Annotated in this window: 14 protein-coding genes and 4 tRNA genes; 9 read left to right on the top strand and 9 right to left on the bottom strand. The window is 70.0% G+C overall.

Annotated elements, in window-relative coordinates; genetic code table 11:
- The first annotated feature begins 150 nt into the window (after nt 1-150).
- Both purF and purM read left to right on the top strand, forming a co-directional pair.
- Nucleotides 151-1,668 carry an amidophosphoribosyltransferase gene (purF, locus tag ACIBEA_RS25680; protein ID WP_399264700.1) on the top strand — a complete coding sequence of 506 codons (1,518 nt, stop codon included), beginning with the start codon at nt 151-153 and terminating at the stop codon, nt 1,666-1,668.
- Between the two features lie 49 nt (nt 1,669-1,717).
- Nucleotides 1,718-2,788, top strand: a complete 1,071-nt coding sequence (gene purM, locus ACIBEA_RS25685; protein ID WP_399264702.1) for a phosphoribosylformylglycinamidine cyclo-ligase — start codon at nt 1,718-1,720, stop codon at nt 2,786-2,788.
- 118 nt (nt 2,789-2,906) lie between these two features.
- Here the strand turns inward: purM and ACIBEA_RS25690 are convergent, their stop codons facing one another.
- Nucleotides 2,907-3,176 (bottom strand): DUF3073 domain-containing protein, encoded by a 270-nt coding sequence (locus ACIBEA_RS25690; RefSeq protein ID WP_399264704.1) that lies wholly within the window; start codon nt 3,174-3,176, stop codon nt 2,907-2,909.
- 348 nt (nt 3,177-3,524) lie between these two features.
- A complete protein-coding gene (locus tag ACIBEA_RS25695; RefSeq protein ID WP_399264706.1) occupies nt 3,525-4,631 on the bottom strand; it encodes a Leu/Phe/Val dehydrogenase in 1,107 nt (368 codons plus the stop codon).
- 204 nt (nt 4,632-4,835) lie between these two features.
- Here ACIBEA_RS25695 and ACIBEA_RS25700 point away from each other — a divergent pair, with 204 nt between their 5' ends.
- Entirely contained in the window at nt 4,836-5,690 is an 855-nt protein-coding gene (locus tag ACIBEA_RS25700) for a hypothetical protein (RefSeq protein ID WP_399264708.1), read from the top strand.
- 512 nt (nt 5,691-6,202) lie between these two features.
- Nucleotides 6,203-6,409, top strand: a complete 207-nt coding sequence (bldC, locus tag ACIBEA_RS25705) for a developmental transcriptional regulator BldC (RefSeq protein WP_003949541.1) — start codon at nt 6,203-6,205, stop codon at nt 6,407-6,409.
- A 348-nt stretch (nt 6,410-6,757) separates the two neighbouring features.
- On the opposite strand, the gene ACIBEA_RS25710 is transcribed toward bldC, so the two are convergent.
- The 3 genes from ACIBEA_RS25710 to hrpA all read right to left on the bottom strand — a co-directional run bounded on the left by ACIBEA_RS25710 (nt 6,758) and on the right by hrpA (nt 11,163).
- Nucleotides 6,758-6,949, bottom strand: a complete 192-nt coding sequence (locus tag ACIBEA_RS25710; protein ID WP_399264709.1) for a DUF6274 family protein — start codon at nt 6,947-6,949, stop codon at nt 6,758-6,760.
- A gap of 138 nt (nt 6,950-7,087) precedes the next feature.
- A tRNA-Asp gene (locus tag ACIBEA_RS25715) sits at nt 7,088-7,161 on the bottom strand.
- Between the two features lie 78 nt (nt 7,162-7,239).
- Nucleotides 7,240-11,163, bottom strand: coding sequence for an ATP-dependent RNA helicase HrpA (gene hrpA / locus ACIBEA_RS25720; protein WP_399264711.1), 3,924 nt, complete (start codon nt 11,161-11,163; stop codon nt 7,240-7,242).
- Between the two features lie 118 nt (nt 11,164-11,281).
- Between hrpA and ACIBEA_RS25725 the strand changes: the two genes are divergently transcribed.
- The 3 genes from ACIBEA_RS25725 to ACIBEA_RS25735 are packed head-to-tail and all read left to right on the top strand — an operon-like array spanning nt 11,282 to nt 13,344.
- Nucleotides 11,282-11,677 carry a hypothetical protein gene (locus ACIBEA_RS25725; RefSeq protein ID WP_399264713.1) on the top strand — a complete coding sequence of 132 codons (396 nt, stop codon included), beginning with the start codon at nt 11,282-11,284 and terminating at the stop codon, nt 11,675-11,677.
- 60 nt (nt 11,678-11,737) lie between these two features.
- Nucleotides 11,738-12,493, top strand: coding sequence for a DsbA family protein (locus ACIBEA_RS25730; protein ID WP_399264715.1), 756 nt, complete (start codon nt 11,738-11,740; stop codon nt 12,491-12,493).
- On the top strand, nt 12,490-13,344 hold the full coding sequence (locus ACIBEA_RS25735; RefSeq protein WP_399264717.1) for a cytochrome c biogenesis CcdA family protein: 855 nt from the start codon (nt 12,490-12,492) through the stop codon (nt 13,342-13,344). The genes ACIBEA_RS25730 and ACIBEA_RS25735 overlap by 4 nt, the downstream gene beginning before the upstream one ends.
- Nucleotides 13,345-13,384: 40 nt before the next feature.
- Here the strand turns inward: ACIBEA_RS25735 and ACIBEA_RS25740 are convergent.
- The 4 genes from ACIBEA_RS25740 to ACIBEA_RS25755 all read right to left on the bottom strand — a co-directional run bounded on the left by ACIBEA_RS25740 (nt 13,385) and on the right by ACIBEA_RS25755 (nt 14,139).
- Nucleotides 13,385-13,458 (bottom strand) — tRNA-Phe (locus ACIBEA_RS25740).
- Between the two features lie 22 nt (nt 13,459-13,480).
- Nucleotides 13,481-13,554 (bottom strand) — tRNA-Asp (locus ACIBEA_RS25745).
- A gap of 39 nt (nt 13,555-13,593) precedes the next feature.
- Nucleotides 13,594-13,666 (bottom strand) — tRNA-Glu (locus ACIBEA_RS25750).
- A 122-nt stretch (nt 13,667-13,788) separates the two neighbouring features.
- Nucleotides 13,789-14,139, bottom strand: coding sequence for a metallopeptidase family protein (locus tag ACIBEA_RS25755; RefSeq protein WP_354378996.1), 351 nt, complete (start codon nt 14,137-14,139; stop codon nt 13,789-13,791).
- 101 nt (nt 14,140-14,240) lie between these two features.
- On the opposite strand from ACIBEA_RS25755, the gene ACIBEA_RS25760 reads away from it, so the two are divergent.
- Together ACIBEA_RS25760 and crcB are read left to right on the top strand one after the other, a co-directional pair.
- Nucleotides 14,241-14,747, top strand: a complete 507-nt coding sequence (locus ACIBEA_RS25760; protein WP_399264719.1) for a CrcB family protein — start codon at nt 14,241-14,243, stop codon at nt 14,745-14,747.
- Complete coding sequence (gene crcB / locus ACIBEA_RS25765; RefSeq protein ID WP_399264721.1) at nt 14,744-15,121, top strand: fluoride efflux transporter CrcB; 378 nt, start codon at nt 14,744-14,746, stop codon at nt 15,119-15,121. The genes ACIBEA_RS25760 and crcB overlap by 4 nt, the downstream gene beginning before the upstream one ends.
- Nucleotides 15,122-15,197 lie beyond the last annotated feature (76 nt).

Raw genomic sequence — 15,197 nt, forward strand, 5'->3', positions numbered from 1 at the left:
GCTTGTGCGAACCCACAGGTACCTGTCAACCAGGGCATCCCGGATATCGAGATGGTCACCCTGCGTCCGGTTTACCGGACTGTCCGCACTGTGACATTTCCTGGCCTTCGCCAATTCGGACCAGTGGTCGATCTCGCCTACACTCAAAGCGTGCCTCGTGGTGATGGACGACTCAACCACGACCTGCTCCCCGGTGAGAAGGGCCCCCAGGACGCTTGCGGCGTCTTCGGTGTCTGGGCTCCGGGTGAAGAGGTCGCCAAGCTCACCTACTTCGGACTGTATGCACTGCAGCACCGCGGACAAGAGTCCGCGGGAATCGCTGTGAGCAACGGTTCCCAGATCCTCGTCTTCAAGGACATGGGCCTCGTGTCCCAGGTCTTCGACGAAACCTCTCTCGGATCCCTCCAAGGTCATATCGCGGTCGGTCACGCCCGCTACTCGACCACCGGAGCATCCGTCTGGGAGAACGCGCAACCCACCTTCCGTGCGACGGCCCACGGCTCCATTGCCCTGGGTCACAACGGAAATCTGGTGAACACCGCCGAGCTGGCGGGGATGGTCGCCGACCTCCCCCGACAGGACGGCCGTGCCACCCAGGTGGCCGCGACCAACGACACGGACCTCGTGACGGCCCTGCTCGCCGGGCAGACGGACGACGACGGCCGCCCCCTGACCATCGAGGAGTCGGCCACCAAGGTCCTCCCGCAGGTCAAGGGGGCCTTCTCGCTCGTCTTCATGGACGAGGGGACGCTCTACACCGCCCGTGACCCGCAGGGCATCCGCCCGCTGGTCCTCGGCCGCCTGGAGCGCGGCTGGGTGGTGGCGAGCGAGACCGCCGCCCTCGACATCTGCGGCGCCAGCTTCGTCCGCGAGGTCGAACCGGGCGAGCTGATCGCGATCGACGAGAACGGTCTGCGTTCCTCCCGATTCGCGGAAGCGAAGCCCAAGGGCTGTGTCTTCGAGTACGTCTACCTGGCGCGCCCGGACACCGACATCGCCGGCCGCAACGTCTACCTCTCGCGCGTCGAGATGGGCCGTCGCCTGGCCAAGGAAGCCCCCGCCGACGCCGACCTGGTGATATCGACACCGGAGTCCGGCACGCCCGCCGCCGTCGGATACGCCGAAGCGAGCGGGATCCCGTACGGCGTCGGCCTGGTCAAGAACGCCTACGTCGGCCGGACCTTCATCCAGCCCTCGCAGACGATCCGCCAGCTCGGCATCCGGTTGAAGCTGAACCCCCTCAAGGAAGTCATCCGGGGCAAGCGCCTGGTGGTCGTCGACGACTCGATCGTCCGCGGCAACACCCAGCGCGCCCTGGTCAAGATGCTCCGCGAGGCCGGCGCGGCCGAGATCCACATCCGGATCTCCTCCCCGCCCGTGAAGTGGCCCTGCTTCTTCGGCATCGACTTCGCCACCCGTGCGGAGCTGATCGCCAACGGCATGACGGTCGACGAGATCGCCACCTCCATGGGTGCCGACTCCCTCTCGTACATCTCGCTCGACTCGATGATCGAGGCGACGACCATCCAGAAGCCCAACCTCTGCCGGGCCTGCTTCGACGGCGAGTACCCCATGGAGCTGCCCGACCCGCAGCTGCTGGGCAAGCAGCTCCTGGAGTCCGAGCTGGCCGGTGGCAAGGATGCCGCCGACGCGCTCCGTCGTCCCTGATCACGCACCCGCAGTAACCGCAGTAACGACACGAAAGCTCATCCCTGTCATGACAGAGAAGACCACCGGTGCCAGCTACGCAGCCGCGGGCGTCGACATCGAAGCGGGCGACCGCGCCGTCGAGCTGATGAAGGAGTGGGTGAAGAAGACGCAGCGCCCCGAGGTCCTCGGCGGCCTCGGCGGTTTCGCCGGCCTCTTCGACGCCTCCGCCCTCAAGCGCTACGAGCGCCCGCTCCTGGCCTCGGCGACCGACGGCGTCGGCACCAAGGTGGACATCGCCCGCCAGCTCGGCGTGTACGACACGATCGGCCACGACCTGGTCGCGATGGTCATGGACGACATCGTCGTCTGCGGCGCCGAGCCGCTCTTCATGACCGACTACATCTGTGTCGGCAAGGTCCACCCCGAGCGGGTCGCGGCCATCGTCAAGGGCATCGCCGAAGGCTGCGTCCTGGCCGGCTGCGCCCTGGTGGGCGGCGAGACCGCCGAACACCCGGGTCTGCTCGGTCCGGACGACTTCGACGTCGCAGGCGCCGGTACGGGCGTCGTCGAGTACGACGCCCTGCTCGGCGCGGACCGCATCCGTACGGGGGACGCCGTCATCGCGATGGCTTCGTCCGGGCTTCACTCGAACGGGTACTCGCTGGTCCGCCACGTCCTCCTCGACCGCGCCAAGATGGCGCTGGAGGGGCACGTGGAGGAGCTCGGCCGGACCCTGGGCGAGGAGCTCCTGGAGCCGACCAAGATCTACTCGTTGGACTGCCTGGCCCTCACCCGCACCGCCGAGGTCCACGCCTTCTCGCACATCACGGGCGGTGGCCTCGCGGCCAACCTCGCCCGGGTCGTCCCGGACCACCTGCACGCCACGGTCGACCGCTCGACCTGGGCCCCCGGCGCGATCTTCGACCTGGTCGGCCGCGCCGGCAAGGTCGAGCGCCTAGAGCTGGAGAAGACGCTGAACATGGGCGTCGGCATGATCGCCGTGGTGCCGCAGGAATCCGTGGACGTGGCCCTGACCGCGCTGGCCGACCGGGGCGTCGACGCCTGGGTCGCCGGCGAGATCCTTGACCGCGGCGCGCACACCGAGGGCTCGACCCTCACGGGCGACTACGCGAGCTGACCCGGCAGGACCTGGCGCGAGGCGCCGGGAACACAATGAAACCCGGTCCGGGGCTTGGCCCTGGACCGGGTTTCACTGTTGTTCAGATGCTGGTGGTGCGGTGTAGACGCTGGATGCGTCAAGCGCCGCGACGTTGCGCCGACGGGCCGGACTCTTCGTCCTCGTCCTCGTCATCGCCGTTGTACAACTTCGCGTACTTGGCGTACGGGTCGTCGTCATCGTCGTCGTCCAGCTCGTCATCGACCTCGACGGGCGCGCTGACAGGCAGCGGCTCCGTCGGCGATGCGCCCAGCTCATTGGCCAGACGCGAGAGGTCAGTCCCGCCGCTGTTGTACTTCAGCTGGCGGGCGACCTTTGTCTGCTTGGCCTTGGCCCGGCCGCGCCCCATGGCTCGACCCCCTCGGTGACGGGGCTCGACGGCCCCAGAGTCTGACACGCGTTCATGGTTCGGAGCGGGCTCTCCGTGGAGAGACCGTCCGTAGGGCTTTAACGGTACCTGCTTCCGCGGCCATACGGTACGCCGCCCGCATGACGTGCCCCGGCACAGTGCCTGCGAGACGCCCCGTACTCGCTGGTCAGCTGCGATTTTAACCCTATATTGGCGAGCGACCCGCCGAAGCGCAGTGAGTTCCGTCTCTCCGCAACCCCGGCGGGTGCACACACGCCCCGAACCCGTCCCGAACCGCGGCCGGCGCCGGTCTCCACCGGGCGCCGACCCGTCGGTCGAACCCGTCGACTAGCCCCGCGCGGCGCGCGCTTCGGCCATCCGCTGCTCGGCGATCCGATCGGCCGCCGCAGCCGGCGGAATCCCATCCGACTTCGCACGTGCGAATATGGCCAGCGTGGTGTCGAAGATCTTCGTCGCCTTGGCCTTGCAGCGGTCGAAGTCGAAGCCGTGCAGCTCGTCGGCGACCTGGATCACGCCGCCCGCGTTGACCACGTAGTCCGGCGCGTAGAGGATGCCGCGGTCCGCGAGGTCCTTCTCCACGCCGGGGTGCGCGAGCTGGTTGTTCGCCGCGCCGCACACCACCTTCGCGGTGAGGACCGGCACGGTGACGTCGTCGAGGGCGCCGCCGAGCGCGCAGGGCGCGTAGATGTCCAGTCCCGCCAGCCGGATCAGCGCGTCGGTGTCGGCGACCGCCGTCACCTTGCCCGGGTGCTTGTCCAGGATCCGCTGTACGGACTCGGCCCGGACGTCGGTGATGACGACCTCCGCCCCGTCCGCCAGGAGGTGCTCCACCAGGTGGTGGCCGACCTTGCCGACGCCCGCGACGCCGACCTTGCGGCCGCGCAGGGTCGGGTCGCCCCACACGTGCTGGGCGCTGGCGCGCATGCCCTGGAAGACGCCGAAGGCGGTGAGCACCGAGGAGTCGCCGGCGCCGCCGTTCTCGGGGGAGCGGCCGGTGGCCCAGCGGGTCTCGCGCGCGACCACGTCCATGTCGGCGACGTAGGTGCCGACGTCGCAGGCGGTCACGTAGCGGCCGCCGAGGGACTCGACGAACCGGCCGTAGGCCAGCAGGAGTTCCTCGCTCTTGAGACCACCTTGATCCCTACTGGCCGGGTCGCCGATGATCACGGCCTTGCCGCCGCCGTGGTCGAGCCCGGCGAGGGCGTTCTTGTACGACATGCCGCGGGCGAGGTTGAGGGCGTCGAGGACGGCCTCCTCGTCCGAGGCGTACGCGTGGAAGCGCGTACCGCCGAGCGCGGGGCCCAGTGCGGTGGAGTGAAGGGCGATGACGGCCTTGAGGCCACTGGCGCGGTCCTGGCAGAGCACGACCTGCTCGTGGCCGCCCTGTTCCGTGCGGAACAGGGTGTGCAGGACGCCGTCGGTCATTTCGGTCACGGTGGTGACTCCCATGGATGAGATGCGGCGGGAAGCGCCCTCCTGCGGGTGGGGAGGGCGTTGTTGGGAGCAGCGTAAGACCTGCGGGCCGCGCCGGAGCGCCCTGTCCGGGGATCGGACGGCCGTTCGGACTTCTGAGCGGATTTCTCCCCATCGGGGGCGCGCGGCCGCGTACGGGCGCCCGGCGCGGGGGAGTACGAGAGCGTGAGCGAATCCCCCGATCCCCGGCTGCCCGCCGCGCGCCAGGCCCCGACCATCCCCTACGCGTCCTACCTGCGCGTGTACGAACCCCTGGCCGCCTTCGCGGAACCGGAGCGCACGCACTGGGCCGACTACGCCCGGCGCGGGCACACCCCGACCGCCCAGGACGAACTGCGCCGGTCGCTGGCCGACCTGGTGCGCGTGCCGTTGGTGGGGGTGCCGGCGCACGAGAGCGCGGACGCCTTCACCGCGGAGTGGGACGGGGTGCTGCTGGTGTGCCCGTGGCGGACCCGGCTGCGCGGCTGGCTGGCGCTCCAGGAGCTGGTGGCCGACTTCCCGCGCCCGGTGCTGGACGCGGCCCTGCCACCGGTGGTGCGCCGCCGGGCGGCCGAGGAGTACGACGCCTGGCGGGAGCGGAACCCGGACGCGCGCCCGTGGATCCGCACGGCGGTCTGGCAGGTCCCCCTGCGCTGGTTCGTCCTGGTCGCCGACGAGGAGCGGGAGTACGTGCCCGGGGAGGTGCTGCGCTACCGGACGCCGATGGTCCAGGCGCGCCGCAGGCTCGCGCGCGGGCTGCGGACCCTGCGCGAGGCGGAGGGGTACGGGGCGCTGGCGGACGGCCTGGTCGAGGTCGGCAGCTGGCTGGAGGAGTTCCATCCGCGCTCGATGGTCGAGCTGGACTACGGCGGGCTGGTCCACGGACTGCCGGCGGCGGGGCTGGCCGAGGACCGGTCGGCGGCGGAACTGGCGGCGGGGATCGCGGCGCTGCGGGCGGGGGACACCGAAGGCGCCGTAGAGACGTACGTCATATTGGCCGACCGTTGGCGGGCTGTTCGGGAGAGACTGTTCGCCAACTAGCCGTATCGTCCGAACGGCCACAACCCGTGGTACTTCAGGACGATTCACTCATTAGGGTCTTAGTGCCAGGACCTACGTCCCGATCCGGGCCATTGGCTCAAGCGTGACGGACCGCACTTTCCACACCCTTGCGCCCTTCCCCTACCCTCGTGCCAAAATAGGACAAGGAGTCCGGGGAGGGTTCCTTCCGCCCAACTTTGGGCGGATTGCTCGACATTGCACGCTATGGGGGGTCTCGCGACTCCTGGTCGCTCTGTGACTGATCGTTACGGTGGGGTGACTGTCCGTTATGGGACGGTCCATCGGCTTCCGCCGCTGATGAACACCTCGGAGGGCAATTCCATCGGTTTGGCCGACGAGGCTGGACAGATGGTGTAGTTGTAGTGCCGAGGACAAGCCGTTCGTCCTATAACCGACTCGGCCTTCGTCTGTCCATTTCGGGCAACGAGGGCCAAGGTGCAGAATTTAGAGGAAAGAACCGAGATGGTTCGGTTCTCCCGAGGAGGCCGCTCATGACCGCTCGCACCCCTGATGCCGAGCCGCTGCTGACCCCGGCTGAGGTTGCCACGATGTTCCGCGTGGACCCGAAGACGGTCACTCGCTGGGCCAAGGCTGGCAAGCTCACGTCCATCCGCACCCTGGGTGGGCACCGCCGCTACCGCGAGGCCGAGGTTCGCGCTCTGCTCGCGGGAATTCCGCAGCAGCGCAGCGAGGCCTGAGGTCCCGCAGCACAACCTTTTACCGGGTTGATATCGGATCCCCCAATCCGATGAAACCCGCATAGCTTCATGCGGCCACCGGACCTGCCCCAACAGGTTCTTCAGCCGTCGGTCGCGCTGGACTCCGCCGGGTCCAGCGCGATCTTTTTTATGCCCTGACGCGGGGTGCGGGTGCCGCGTCGGTGGGGTCCCCTGAGAGGGGGTGCCATTGCACATATTAAATCGAAGAGGCGTAGGCGCGTGATAAACGTGGGCATCTCAAAAACTCATGTGGTGACTCCCGTCACAGCTAACAACTCTTGTACATCCGGCATTGCGCCCGTAATGGGGCCGGCCGGACGGCAGAAGTCATGCCGGAGAGGGACCTTCGACCCCCGGCGGGGTTTCCCCCTCCGTCCGCCGCTCCGCCTCCCGCGCGGCCTCCCGTGCGAGCCGCATGAGCCGGTTGCAGAGAAGGCAGTGACGCGTGAGGTGGCGGCGTCCGCCCGAGGCCGCCAGGTGGGCCCTCAGGAGCGCTCTGAGCTCGTCACGGGCGTTCATGGGGGAAAGCAACACCTCCCGTGCCTGCGGCGGCTGTACGGCCCGTGATCCTCCGGGCCGGTCGTGCGCGCCGTGCCGTGCCGTCGGGGAATGCGACAGGGCCCGTATCCCTGGGGGATACGGGCCCTGTCGTTACTGCGAACCTGACGGGACTTGAACCCGCGACCTCCACCTTGACAGGGTGGCGAGCTAACCAACTGCTCCACAGGTCCTCGTTCGCGGCCACTTGGTGGCTGCGAAACCGACTGTACAACAGCTGGGGGGTGAGGTCGAACCCGATCACGCGGCCGTCACGGCGCCAGGGCGTCGACCGCCTTCACGATGCGCTTGTCGGAGACCGGATAGGCCGTCCCGAGGGCGTGGGCGAAGTAGCTCACCCGCAGTTCCTCGATCATCCAGCGGATGTCCGTGACCGCCGTCGGCACCGGCCGGCCCTGGGGCAACTGCTCCAGCAGCCAGGCGTACTCGTCCTGCATCTCGTGGACCTTCTCCATGCGCGTGGTGTCGCGCTGGACCGAGGTCGGCATCTGCTGGAGGCGCCGGTCGGCCGCCACCAGATAGCGCATCAGGTCGGGCAGTCGCCGCAGCCCGGTGAGGGTCACGAAGCCGGCCGGCACCAGGGCCGCCAGCTGCTTCTGCACGTCCTGCACGTTCTTGACCAGGGTCAGGCTGTTCGTCGCCTTCAGGCGGCGCTCACAGGCCTGCCAGGCGGCCAGCACCTGCTGCACCTGGGCGACCGTGCGTACGGTCGTGTCCACCAGGTCGGTCCGCACCGCGTCGTAGAGCTTCCGGAAGCCGGCCTCGTCCCAGGCGGGCCCGCCGTGGTCGGCGATCAGCTTGTCGGCCGCCGCCGTCGCGCAGTCGTCGAACAGGGCCTGGATGGAGCCGTGCGGATTGCGCGAGAGCGCCAGCTTCGCCTGGTTGCCCAGCTTGTCGGAGGCGAACTTGGCCGGGTTCACCGCGATGTTGAGCAGGATCAGCTTCCGGGTCCCGCGCCACATCGCCAGCTGCTGCTCGGCCTCCGTGTCGAAGAGCCGTACGGAGACGCTCGCGCCCGCGTCCACCAGCGCCGGATAGGCCTTCACCGGCTGGCCCGCCCGCCGGGTCTCGAAGACCTTGGTCAGGGTGCCGATCGTCCAGTCCGTCAGCCCGGTCCGCTCGATGGTCTCGCCGCCCGCGCGCTCGGCGGTCGCCGCGGCGGCCTGGGAGAGGGCCTGGCGGGCCTTGGGCCGCAGTCGCAGCCGCAGGGCCTCCAGATCCTTGTCCTCGGCGAGGTTCTTGCGGCGCTCGTCGACGATCCGGAAAGTGATCTTCAGGTGGTCGGCGATCCGGCTCAGGTCGAAGTCCTCGGCCGTGACCGGGACCCCGACCATCCGCTTCAGCTCGCGCGCGAGCGTCACCGTCAGCGGCTCCTGGAGCGGGACGGCGGTGTCCAGGAAGCGGGTCGCGAAGTTGGGCGCGGGCACGTAGTGCCGGCGGATCGGCTTGGGCAGCGAGCGGATCAGCTCGGTGACGATCTCCTCGCGCAGCCCCGGGATCTGCCAGTCGAAGCCCTCGTCGGTGACCTGGTTCAGCACGGTCAGCGGGACGTGCACGGTCACGCCGTCGGCGTCCGCTCCCGGCTCGAACTGGTAGGTCACGCGGAACTTGAGCGGACCCTGGCGCCAGGAGTCCGGGTAGTCGTCCTTGGTGACCCCGGCCGCCTTCTCGGTGAGCAGCATCTCGCGCTCGAAGTCGAGCAGCTCGGGCTCGTCGCGCTGCTTGTGCTTCCACCAGGAGTCGAAGTGCGCGCCCGAGACCACGTGCTCGGGGATCTTCTGGTCGTAGAAGTCGAAGAGGGTCTCGTCGTCGACCACGATGTCCCGGCGCCGGGCCCGGTTCTCCAGCTCCTCGACCTCGGTCAGCAGCTTGCGGTTGTCGGCGTAGAACTTGTGGTGCGTGCGCCAGTCGCCCTCGACCAGGGCGTTGCGGATGAAGAGCTCGCGCGAGACCTCGGCGTCGATCCGGCCGTAGTTGATCTTCCGCTGGGCGACGATGGGGACGCCGTACAGCGTGACCTTCTCGTACGCCATCACCGCCGCCTGGTCCTTCTCCCAGTGCGGCTCGCTGTACGTGCGCTTGATCAGGTGCTGGGCCAGCGGCTCGACCCACTCGGGCTCGACCTTCGCGTTGACCCGCGCCCACAGCCGCGAGGTCTCCACGAGCTCCGCGGACATGACGAATTTCGGCTGCTTCTTGAACAGCGCCGAACCGGGGAAGATCGCGAACTTCGCCGACCGCGCGCCCAGGTACTCGTTCTTGTCGGTGTCCTTGAGCCCGATGTGCGACAGCAGGCCCGCCAGCAGCGACACGTGGATGTGCTGCTCCGGGGCATCCGCTTCGTTGACGTGGATGCCCATCGTCTTGGCGACCGTGCGCAGCTGCGAGTAGATGTCCTGCCACTCGCGGATCCGCAGGAAGTTCAGGTACTCCTGCTTGCACATCCGGCGGAAGGAGGAGGAGCCGCGCTCCTTCTGCTGCTCGCGGACGTAGCGCCACATGTTGAGGAACGAGAGGAAGTCGCTGGTCTCGTCCTTGAACCGGGCGTGGTTCTGGTCGGCCTGGGTCTGCTTGTCCGAGGGCCGCTCGCGCGGGTCCTGGATCGACAGGGCGGCGGCGATGACCATGACCTCGCGCACGCAGTTGTTCTTGTCCGCCTCGACCACCATGCGGGCCAGCCGCGGGTCCACGGGCAGCTGGGACAGCTGGCGGCCCATGGGCGTGAGCCGCTTGGTGTGGTCCTTCTCGGCCGGGTCGAGGGCCCCCAGCTCCTGGAGCAGCTGCACGCCGTCGCGGATGTTGCGGTGGTCCGGCGGGTCGATGAAGGGGAACTTTTCGATCTCGCCGAGGCCCGCGGCGGTCATCTGGAGGATGACGGAGGCGAGGTTGGTGCGCAGGATCTCCGCGTCCGTGAACTCCGGACGGCTCTCGAAGTCGTCCTCGGAGTACAGGCGGATGCAGATGCCGTCGGAGGTGCGGCCGCAGCGGCCCTTGCGCTGGTTGGCGCTGGCCTGCGAGATCCGCTCGATCGGCAGCCGCTGCACCTTGGTGCGGTGGCTGTAGCGGGAGATCCGGGCATTGCCCGGGTCGATCACGTACTTGATGCCCGGGACGGTCAGCGAGGTCTCGGCGACGTTCGTGGCGAGGACGATCCGGCGTCCCGTGTGCTGCTGGAAGACGCGGTGCTGCTCGGCGTGCGAGAGGCGCGCGTAGAGGGGCAGGACCTCCGTGAAGCGCAGGTTGCGCTTGTTCAGGGCGTCCGCCGTGTCGCGGATCTCGCGCTCGCCCGAGAGGAAGACCAGGACGTCGCCCGGCCCCTCGGACTGGAGCTCGTCGACCGCCTCGCAGATCGCGGTGATCTGGTCGCGGTCGCTGTCGTCGCCCTCCTCTTCCAGGAGCGGGCGGTAGCGCACCTCGACCGGGTACGTACGGCCGCTGACCTCGACGATCGGGGCCTCGCCGAAGTGCCGGGAGAAGCGCTGGGGATCGATCGTCGCCGAGGTGATGATCACCTTGAGGTCGGGGCGTTTGGGCAGCAGCGTGGCCAGGTACCCGAGCAGGAAGTCGATGTTCAGCGACCGCTCGTGGGCCTCGTCGATGATGATCGTGTCGTAGGCGCGCAGCTCGCGGTCCGTCTGGATCTCCGCGAGGAGGATGCCGTCGGTCATCAGCTTCACGAAGGTCGCGTCCTGGTCCACCTGATCGGTGAACCGGACCTTCCAGCCGACCGTCTGGCCGATCTCGGACTTCAGCTCCTCGGCGATCCGCTCCGCGACCGTGCGGGCGGCGATCCGGCGGGGTTGGGTGTGCCCGATCATGCCCCGGACGCCGCGCCCCAGCTCCATGCAGATCTTGGGGATCTGCGTGGTCTTGCCGGAGCCGGTCTCGCCGGCGACGATCACGACCTGGTGGTCGCGTATCGCCTCGGCGATCTCGTCCTTCTTCTGGCTGACCGGAAGGTTCTCGGGATAGGTGACCTCGGGCATGCGCGAGGCGCGGCCGGCCAGTCGCGCGGCGGCCTTTTCGGCCTCCGCGGCGATCTCGTCGAGCACGGCCTGCTTGGCCTCGGGCTTACGGATGCGGCGGGCGCCTTCGAGGCGGCGGCCGAGGCGGTGCGCGTCGCGGAGGGAGATCTCACCGAGAAGCGTCTGCAGGGCGGCGAAGGAAGTAGACATACCTGGTCGAGGATCTCACCCGTGGGCGCCGGGTGGCGAACGCATTTGTGGGGCGGCCCCGTACCATTTCCGGACGAGTCACCCCAAGTAACTCCGTCGTTCCCGTGAGAGGCCCGTCATGTCCCGCCCCGGTCCGCGCCTGTGGTGCCTGTGGAGCGCCGTTCTCGCGGTGCTGCTGGGGTGTGCGGCGCAGGTACCGGCGCGGTCGCCGGCCTCCGCGCCGGCCCCCGCGACCGCGTTCGCCCGGGCGGCGGACGGGCCGGTCGGGACCCGCGCCGCCGCGGAGCCGCAGGTCTCGCCCGAGCGGGGCCCCTCCTGCGCGCCGGGCGACCCCGACCGCGGGCGGGTGCCCGCACTGCCGCTGCGCGGGCCCGGGGACCACGGCTGCACGCCGCTGGCGCGGTGCGCCCCCGAGCAGGTCGAGCACGCCCGGGGCGCCCCCGTACGAGCGCCCGCGCGCGGGCCGGACCGGGCGGCGCCGGGGCCGCTGGAGCTGTCCGTGATGCGGGTCTAGGCCGACCGGTACCCCTGGTCCGTCCTCGTCCCTTCCCGTACGTCACTCCGGAGCACCCTCATGTCCTCTTCCTCCTCCCCCTCCAAGGGGGCCGGACGCCCGTCCCGCAAGCCCCTGCTGATCAGTGCCGGGGTCGCGCTCGCCGCCGTCACCCTCGGCATCGTCTCCTGGCAGGCCACCTCCACCGAGGACCCCGCAGCCGCTTCGGCGCCCTCCTCGGCGTCCGCGCCCGAGGTCCCCGACGGCCGGGCCGAGCTGATGAAACTGGCCCGGCGCGACGCGAACGACAAGCTCACCACCGGGCGCGCCGACGCGCCCGTCGTCCTCATCGAGTACTCCGACTTCAAGTGCGGCTACTGCGGCAAGTTCGCCCGCGACACCGAACCCGAACTGGTGAAGAAGTACGTCGAGGACGGCACCCTGCGCATCGAATGGCGCAACTTCCCGATCTTCGGCGCCGAGTCCGAGGCGGCCGCGAAGGCCGCCTGGGCCGCCGCCCAGCAGGACCGCTTCGCCGCCTTCCACGCCGCCGCCTACGCGGACGGCGCCAAGGAGAAGGGCTTCGGCGAGCCCCGCCTGCTGGAGATCGCCAAGGAGGCCGGGGTCCCCGACCTGGACCGCTTCGCGAAGGACATGGGCGGCGAGCCGGCGGCCGCCGCCGTCCGCAAGGACCAGGAGGAGGGCTACCGCATCGGGGTCACCTCCACCCCGTCCTTCCTGGTCAACGGGCAGCCGATCGCGGGCGCCCAGCCGATCTCGGCCTTCACCTCGGCCATCGCCAAGGCCGAGCAGGCCGCGCGGGCGGCGGCGAAGTGAGCGACATCGGCTACCTGGCCGCCCTGCTGGGCGGTCTCCTCGCGCTGCTCAGCCCGTGCAGCGCGCTGTTGCTGCCCGCCTTCTTCGCGTACTCCATCGATTCCACCTCCCGGCTGCTGGCCCGGACCGGGATCTTCTACGCCGGGCTCGCGACCACCCTGGTCCCGCTGGGCGCGGCCGGTTCGTACGCGGGCCGCTTCTTCCACGGCAACCGGGACGCCCTGGTCCTCTTCGGCGGCTGGTTGATCATCGCGCTCGGTCTGGCGCAGGTGCTGGGCCTGGGCTTCGCCCCGCGCCGGATCTCGGAGCTGTCGGGTCGGATCCGCCCGACCACCGTGCTGTCCGTGTACGCGCTGGGCGCGGTCTACGGGCTGGCCGGCTTCTGCGCCGGGCCGATCCTGGGCAGCGTCCTCACCGTCGCGGCGGTGAGCGGCAGCCCGGTCTACGGCGGCCTGCTGCTCGCGGTGTACGCGCTGGGGATGGCCCTGCCGCTCTTCCTGCTGGCCCTGCTCTGGGAGCGGTTCGACCTCGGGCGGCGGCGCTGGCTGCGCGGCCGGGTGGTCCGGGCGGGCCGCTTCGAACTGCACACCACCTCGCTGCTGTCCGGCCTGTTCTTCATCGCGCTCGGCGCGATGTTCCTGGCCTACGACGGGGCGAGCGCACTGCCGGGGCTGCTGGACGTGGACGACTCGTTCGCGGTGGAGGAATGGGTGCGCTCCGCCGCGGACGCGGTGCCGGACTGGGCGCTGCTCGGGCTGGTCGTGGCCGGGGCGCTGGTCGCGGGCCTGGTGCAGTGGCGCCGCAAGGCCCGCCCCGTCGACGTCGACGGGACGGAGCCGGAGGAGGGATGACGAAGAAGGCCCCGTCCGATGGACGGGGCCTTCTTTCTAGTGGCTGGGGCCGGGGTCGAACCGGCGACCTATCGCTTTTCAGGCGATCGCTCGTACCAACTGAGCTACCCAGCCACGAAACTCTTACGAGCTTCAGCGAACCTGACGGGACTTGAACCCGCGACCTCCACCTTGACAGGGTGGCGAGCTAACCAACTGCTCCACAGGTCCTTGCTATGTGCGAGCGCAAGTCTCGCACATGGTGTTGCGTACCCCCAACGGGATTCGAACCCGTGCTACCGCCTTGAAAGGGCGGCGTCCTGGGCCACTAGACGATGAGGGCTAAAGGCCCGCCTAGGCACTTTCCAGCGCGTCGGGGACGTGAGAAGCATATGGGATCGGGGCGGCGATCGCCAAAACGGTTTCCCCCGCCCGATCCGCGGGTCCGCCGCCCCTGCCTGCGGGTCAGCCCCAGCCCAGCTCGTGGAGCCGTTCGTCGTCGATGCCGAAGTGGTGGGCGATCTCGTGCACGACGGTCACGGCGACCTCGTGCACCACGTCGTCGGGCGCCTCGCAGTAGCGCAGGGTCGGGCCCATGTAGATGGAGATCCGGTCGGGCAGCACCCCGGCGTACCACTCGCCGCGCTCGGTGAGCGGCGTCCCCTCGTAGAGGCCCAGCAGTTCCGGATCGTCCGCGGGAGGTTCGTCCTCCACGAACACGGCCACGTTGTCCATCACCCGGGTCAGCTCGGGCGGGATCCGGTCCAGGGCCTGGGCCACCAGCTCTTCGAAGTCGTCGCGCGTCATCTGCAGCACCCGTCCATTGTCCGGGAGCCGGGCGCCGACCGGGAGGGATGCGCCCCGGCGCGTGAGAATGGACCGGTGGCGACAGTGTCGATGGGCGAGGGGCGGCGCGGATGACCCGGCCGGCCGAGGGCGGGGCCTCCCGGGGCGAAGGGGCCGAGGCGATCGACCCGGACGTCGACCTGCACGTCCCGGCGCAGCGCACCGAACCGCAGCGCCGGGTGCTCGCGGTCGTGGCGGCCGGCGGCGCCGCCGGTGCCTCGGCGCGGTACGCGGTCGGGCTGCTGTGGCCGGCGGCGCCCGGGGCCTTCCCGTGGGGGACCCTCTGGATCAACGCGGTGGGCTGCGCGCTCATCGGCGTACTGATGGTGCTGATCAGCGAGGGCGGCCGGTCGGCGCACCCCCTCGTACGGCCCTTCCTGGGGGTGGGGGTGCTCGGCGGGTTCACCACCTTCTCCACCTACGCCGTGGATTTCGAGCGCCTGCTGGACGCCGGTGAGGCCGGGACCGCGCTGGCCTACGCCGGCCTCACGGTGGTGGCCGCGCTGGGCGCGGTCCTCGCGGCGGCCCGGCTGACCCGGCTCGCGCTGGGCGACCGGCGGGAACGGGCGGCCCGGTGAACTGGCTCATGGTGGTCCTGGGCGCGGTCGTGGGCGCTCCGCTGCGCTATCTGACCGACCGCGCGGTGCAGGCGCGCCACGATTCCGTCTTCCCCTGGGGGACGTTCGTGGTGAACGCGGGGGCCTGCCTCGTGCTGGGCGCGCTCACGGGGGCCGTGCTGGAGGGGGCGGCCTCGTCGAGGCTGAGCCTGTTGCTCGGGACGGGCCTGTGCGGGGCGTTGAGCACGTACTCGACCTTCTCCTACGAGACCCTCCGACTGGCCGAACGGGGCTGGAAGTTCCTCGCGGTGGCGAACGTGGCCGCTTCCGTGCTGGTCGGACTGGGCGCCGTACACCTGGGGTCGCAGGTGGCGCGGGCGCTGGCCGGGGGCTGAGCGCCGGGGCGCGTGCAGCCGGTGGCGCAAGGGGCGTGTCTCTTACGGGGCAAAGAGAGTTGGGCACATTGACCCG

The sequence above is a fragment of the Streptomyces sp. NPDC051555 genome, from assembly GCF_044454405.1.
GTDB lineage: Bacteria > Actinomycetota > Actinomycetes > Streptomycetales > Streptomycetaceae > Streptomyces.

Bases quoted from the DNA above. Each gene is read 5' to 3' on its own strand.
- bldC (WP_003949541.1), top strand. From the start codon at position 6,203: ATGACCGCTCGCACCCCTGATGCCGAGCCGCTGCTGACCCCGGCTGAG.
- hrpA (WP_399264711.1), bottom strand. From the start codon at position 11,163: ATGTCTACTTCCTTCGCCGCCCTGCAGACGCTTCTCGGTGAGATCTCC.
- ACIBEA_RS25690 (WP_399264704.1), bottom strand. From the start codon at position 3,176: ATGGGGCGCGGCCGGGCCAAGGCCAAGCAGACAAAGGTCGCCCGCCAG.
- ACIBEA_RS25730 (WP_399264715.1), top strand. From the start codon at position 11,738: ATGTCCTCTTCCTCCTCCCCCTCCAAGGGGGCCGGACGCCCGTCCCGC.
- ACIBEA_RS25760 (WP_399264719.1), top strand. From the start codon at position 14,241: ATGACCCGGCCGGCCGAGGGCGGGGCCTCCCGGGGCGAAGGGGCCGAG.
- ACIBEA_RS25725 (WP_399264713.1), top strand. From the start codon at position 11,282: ATGTCCCGCCCCGGTCCGCGCCTGTGGTGCCTGTGGAGCGCCGTTCTC.
- ACIBEA_RS25710 (WP_399264709.1), bottom strand. From the start codon at position 6,949: ATGAACGCCCGTGACGAGCTCAGAGCGCTCCTGAGGGCCCACCTGGCG.
- purM (WP_399264702.1), top strand. From the start codon at position 1,718: ATGACAGAGAAGACCACCGGTGCCAGCTACGCAGCCGCGGGCGTCGAC.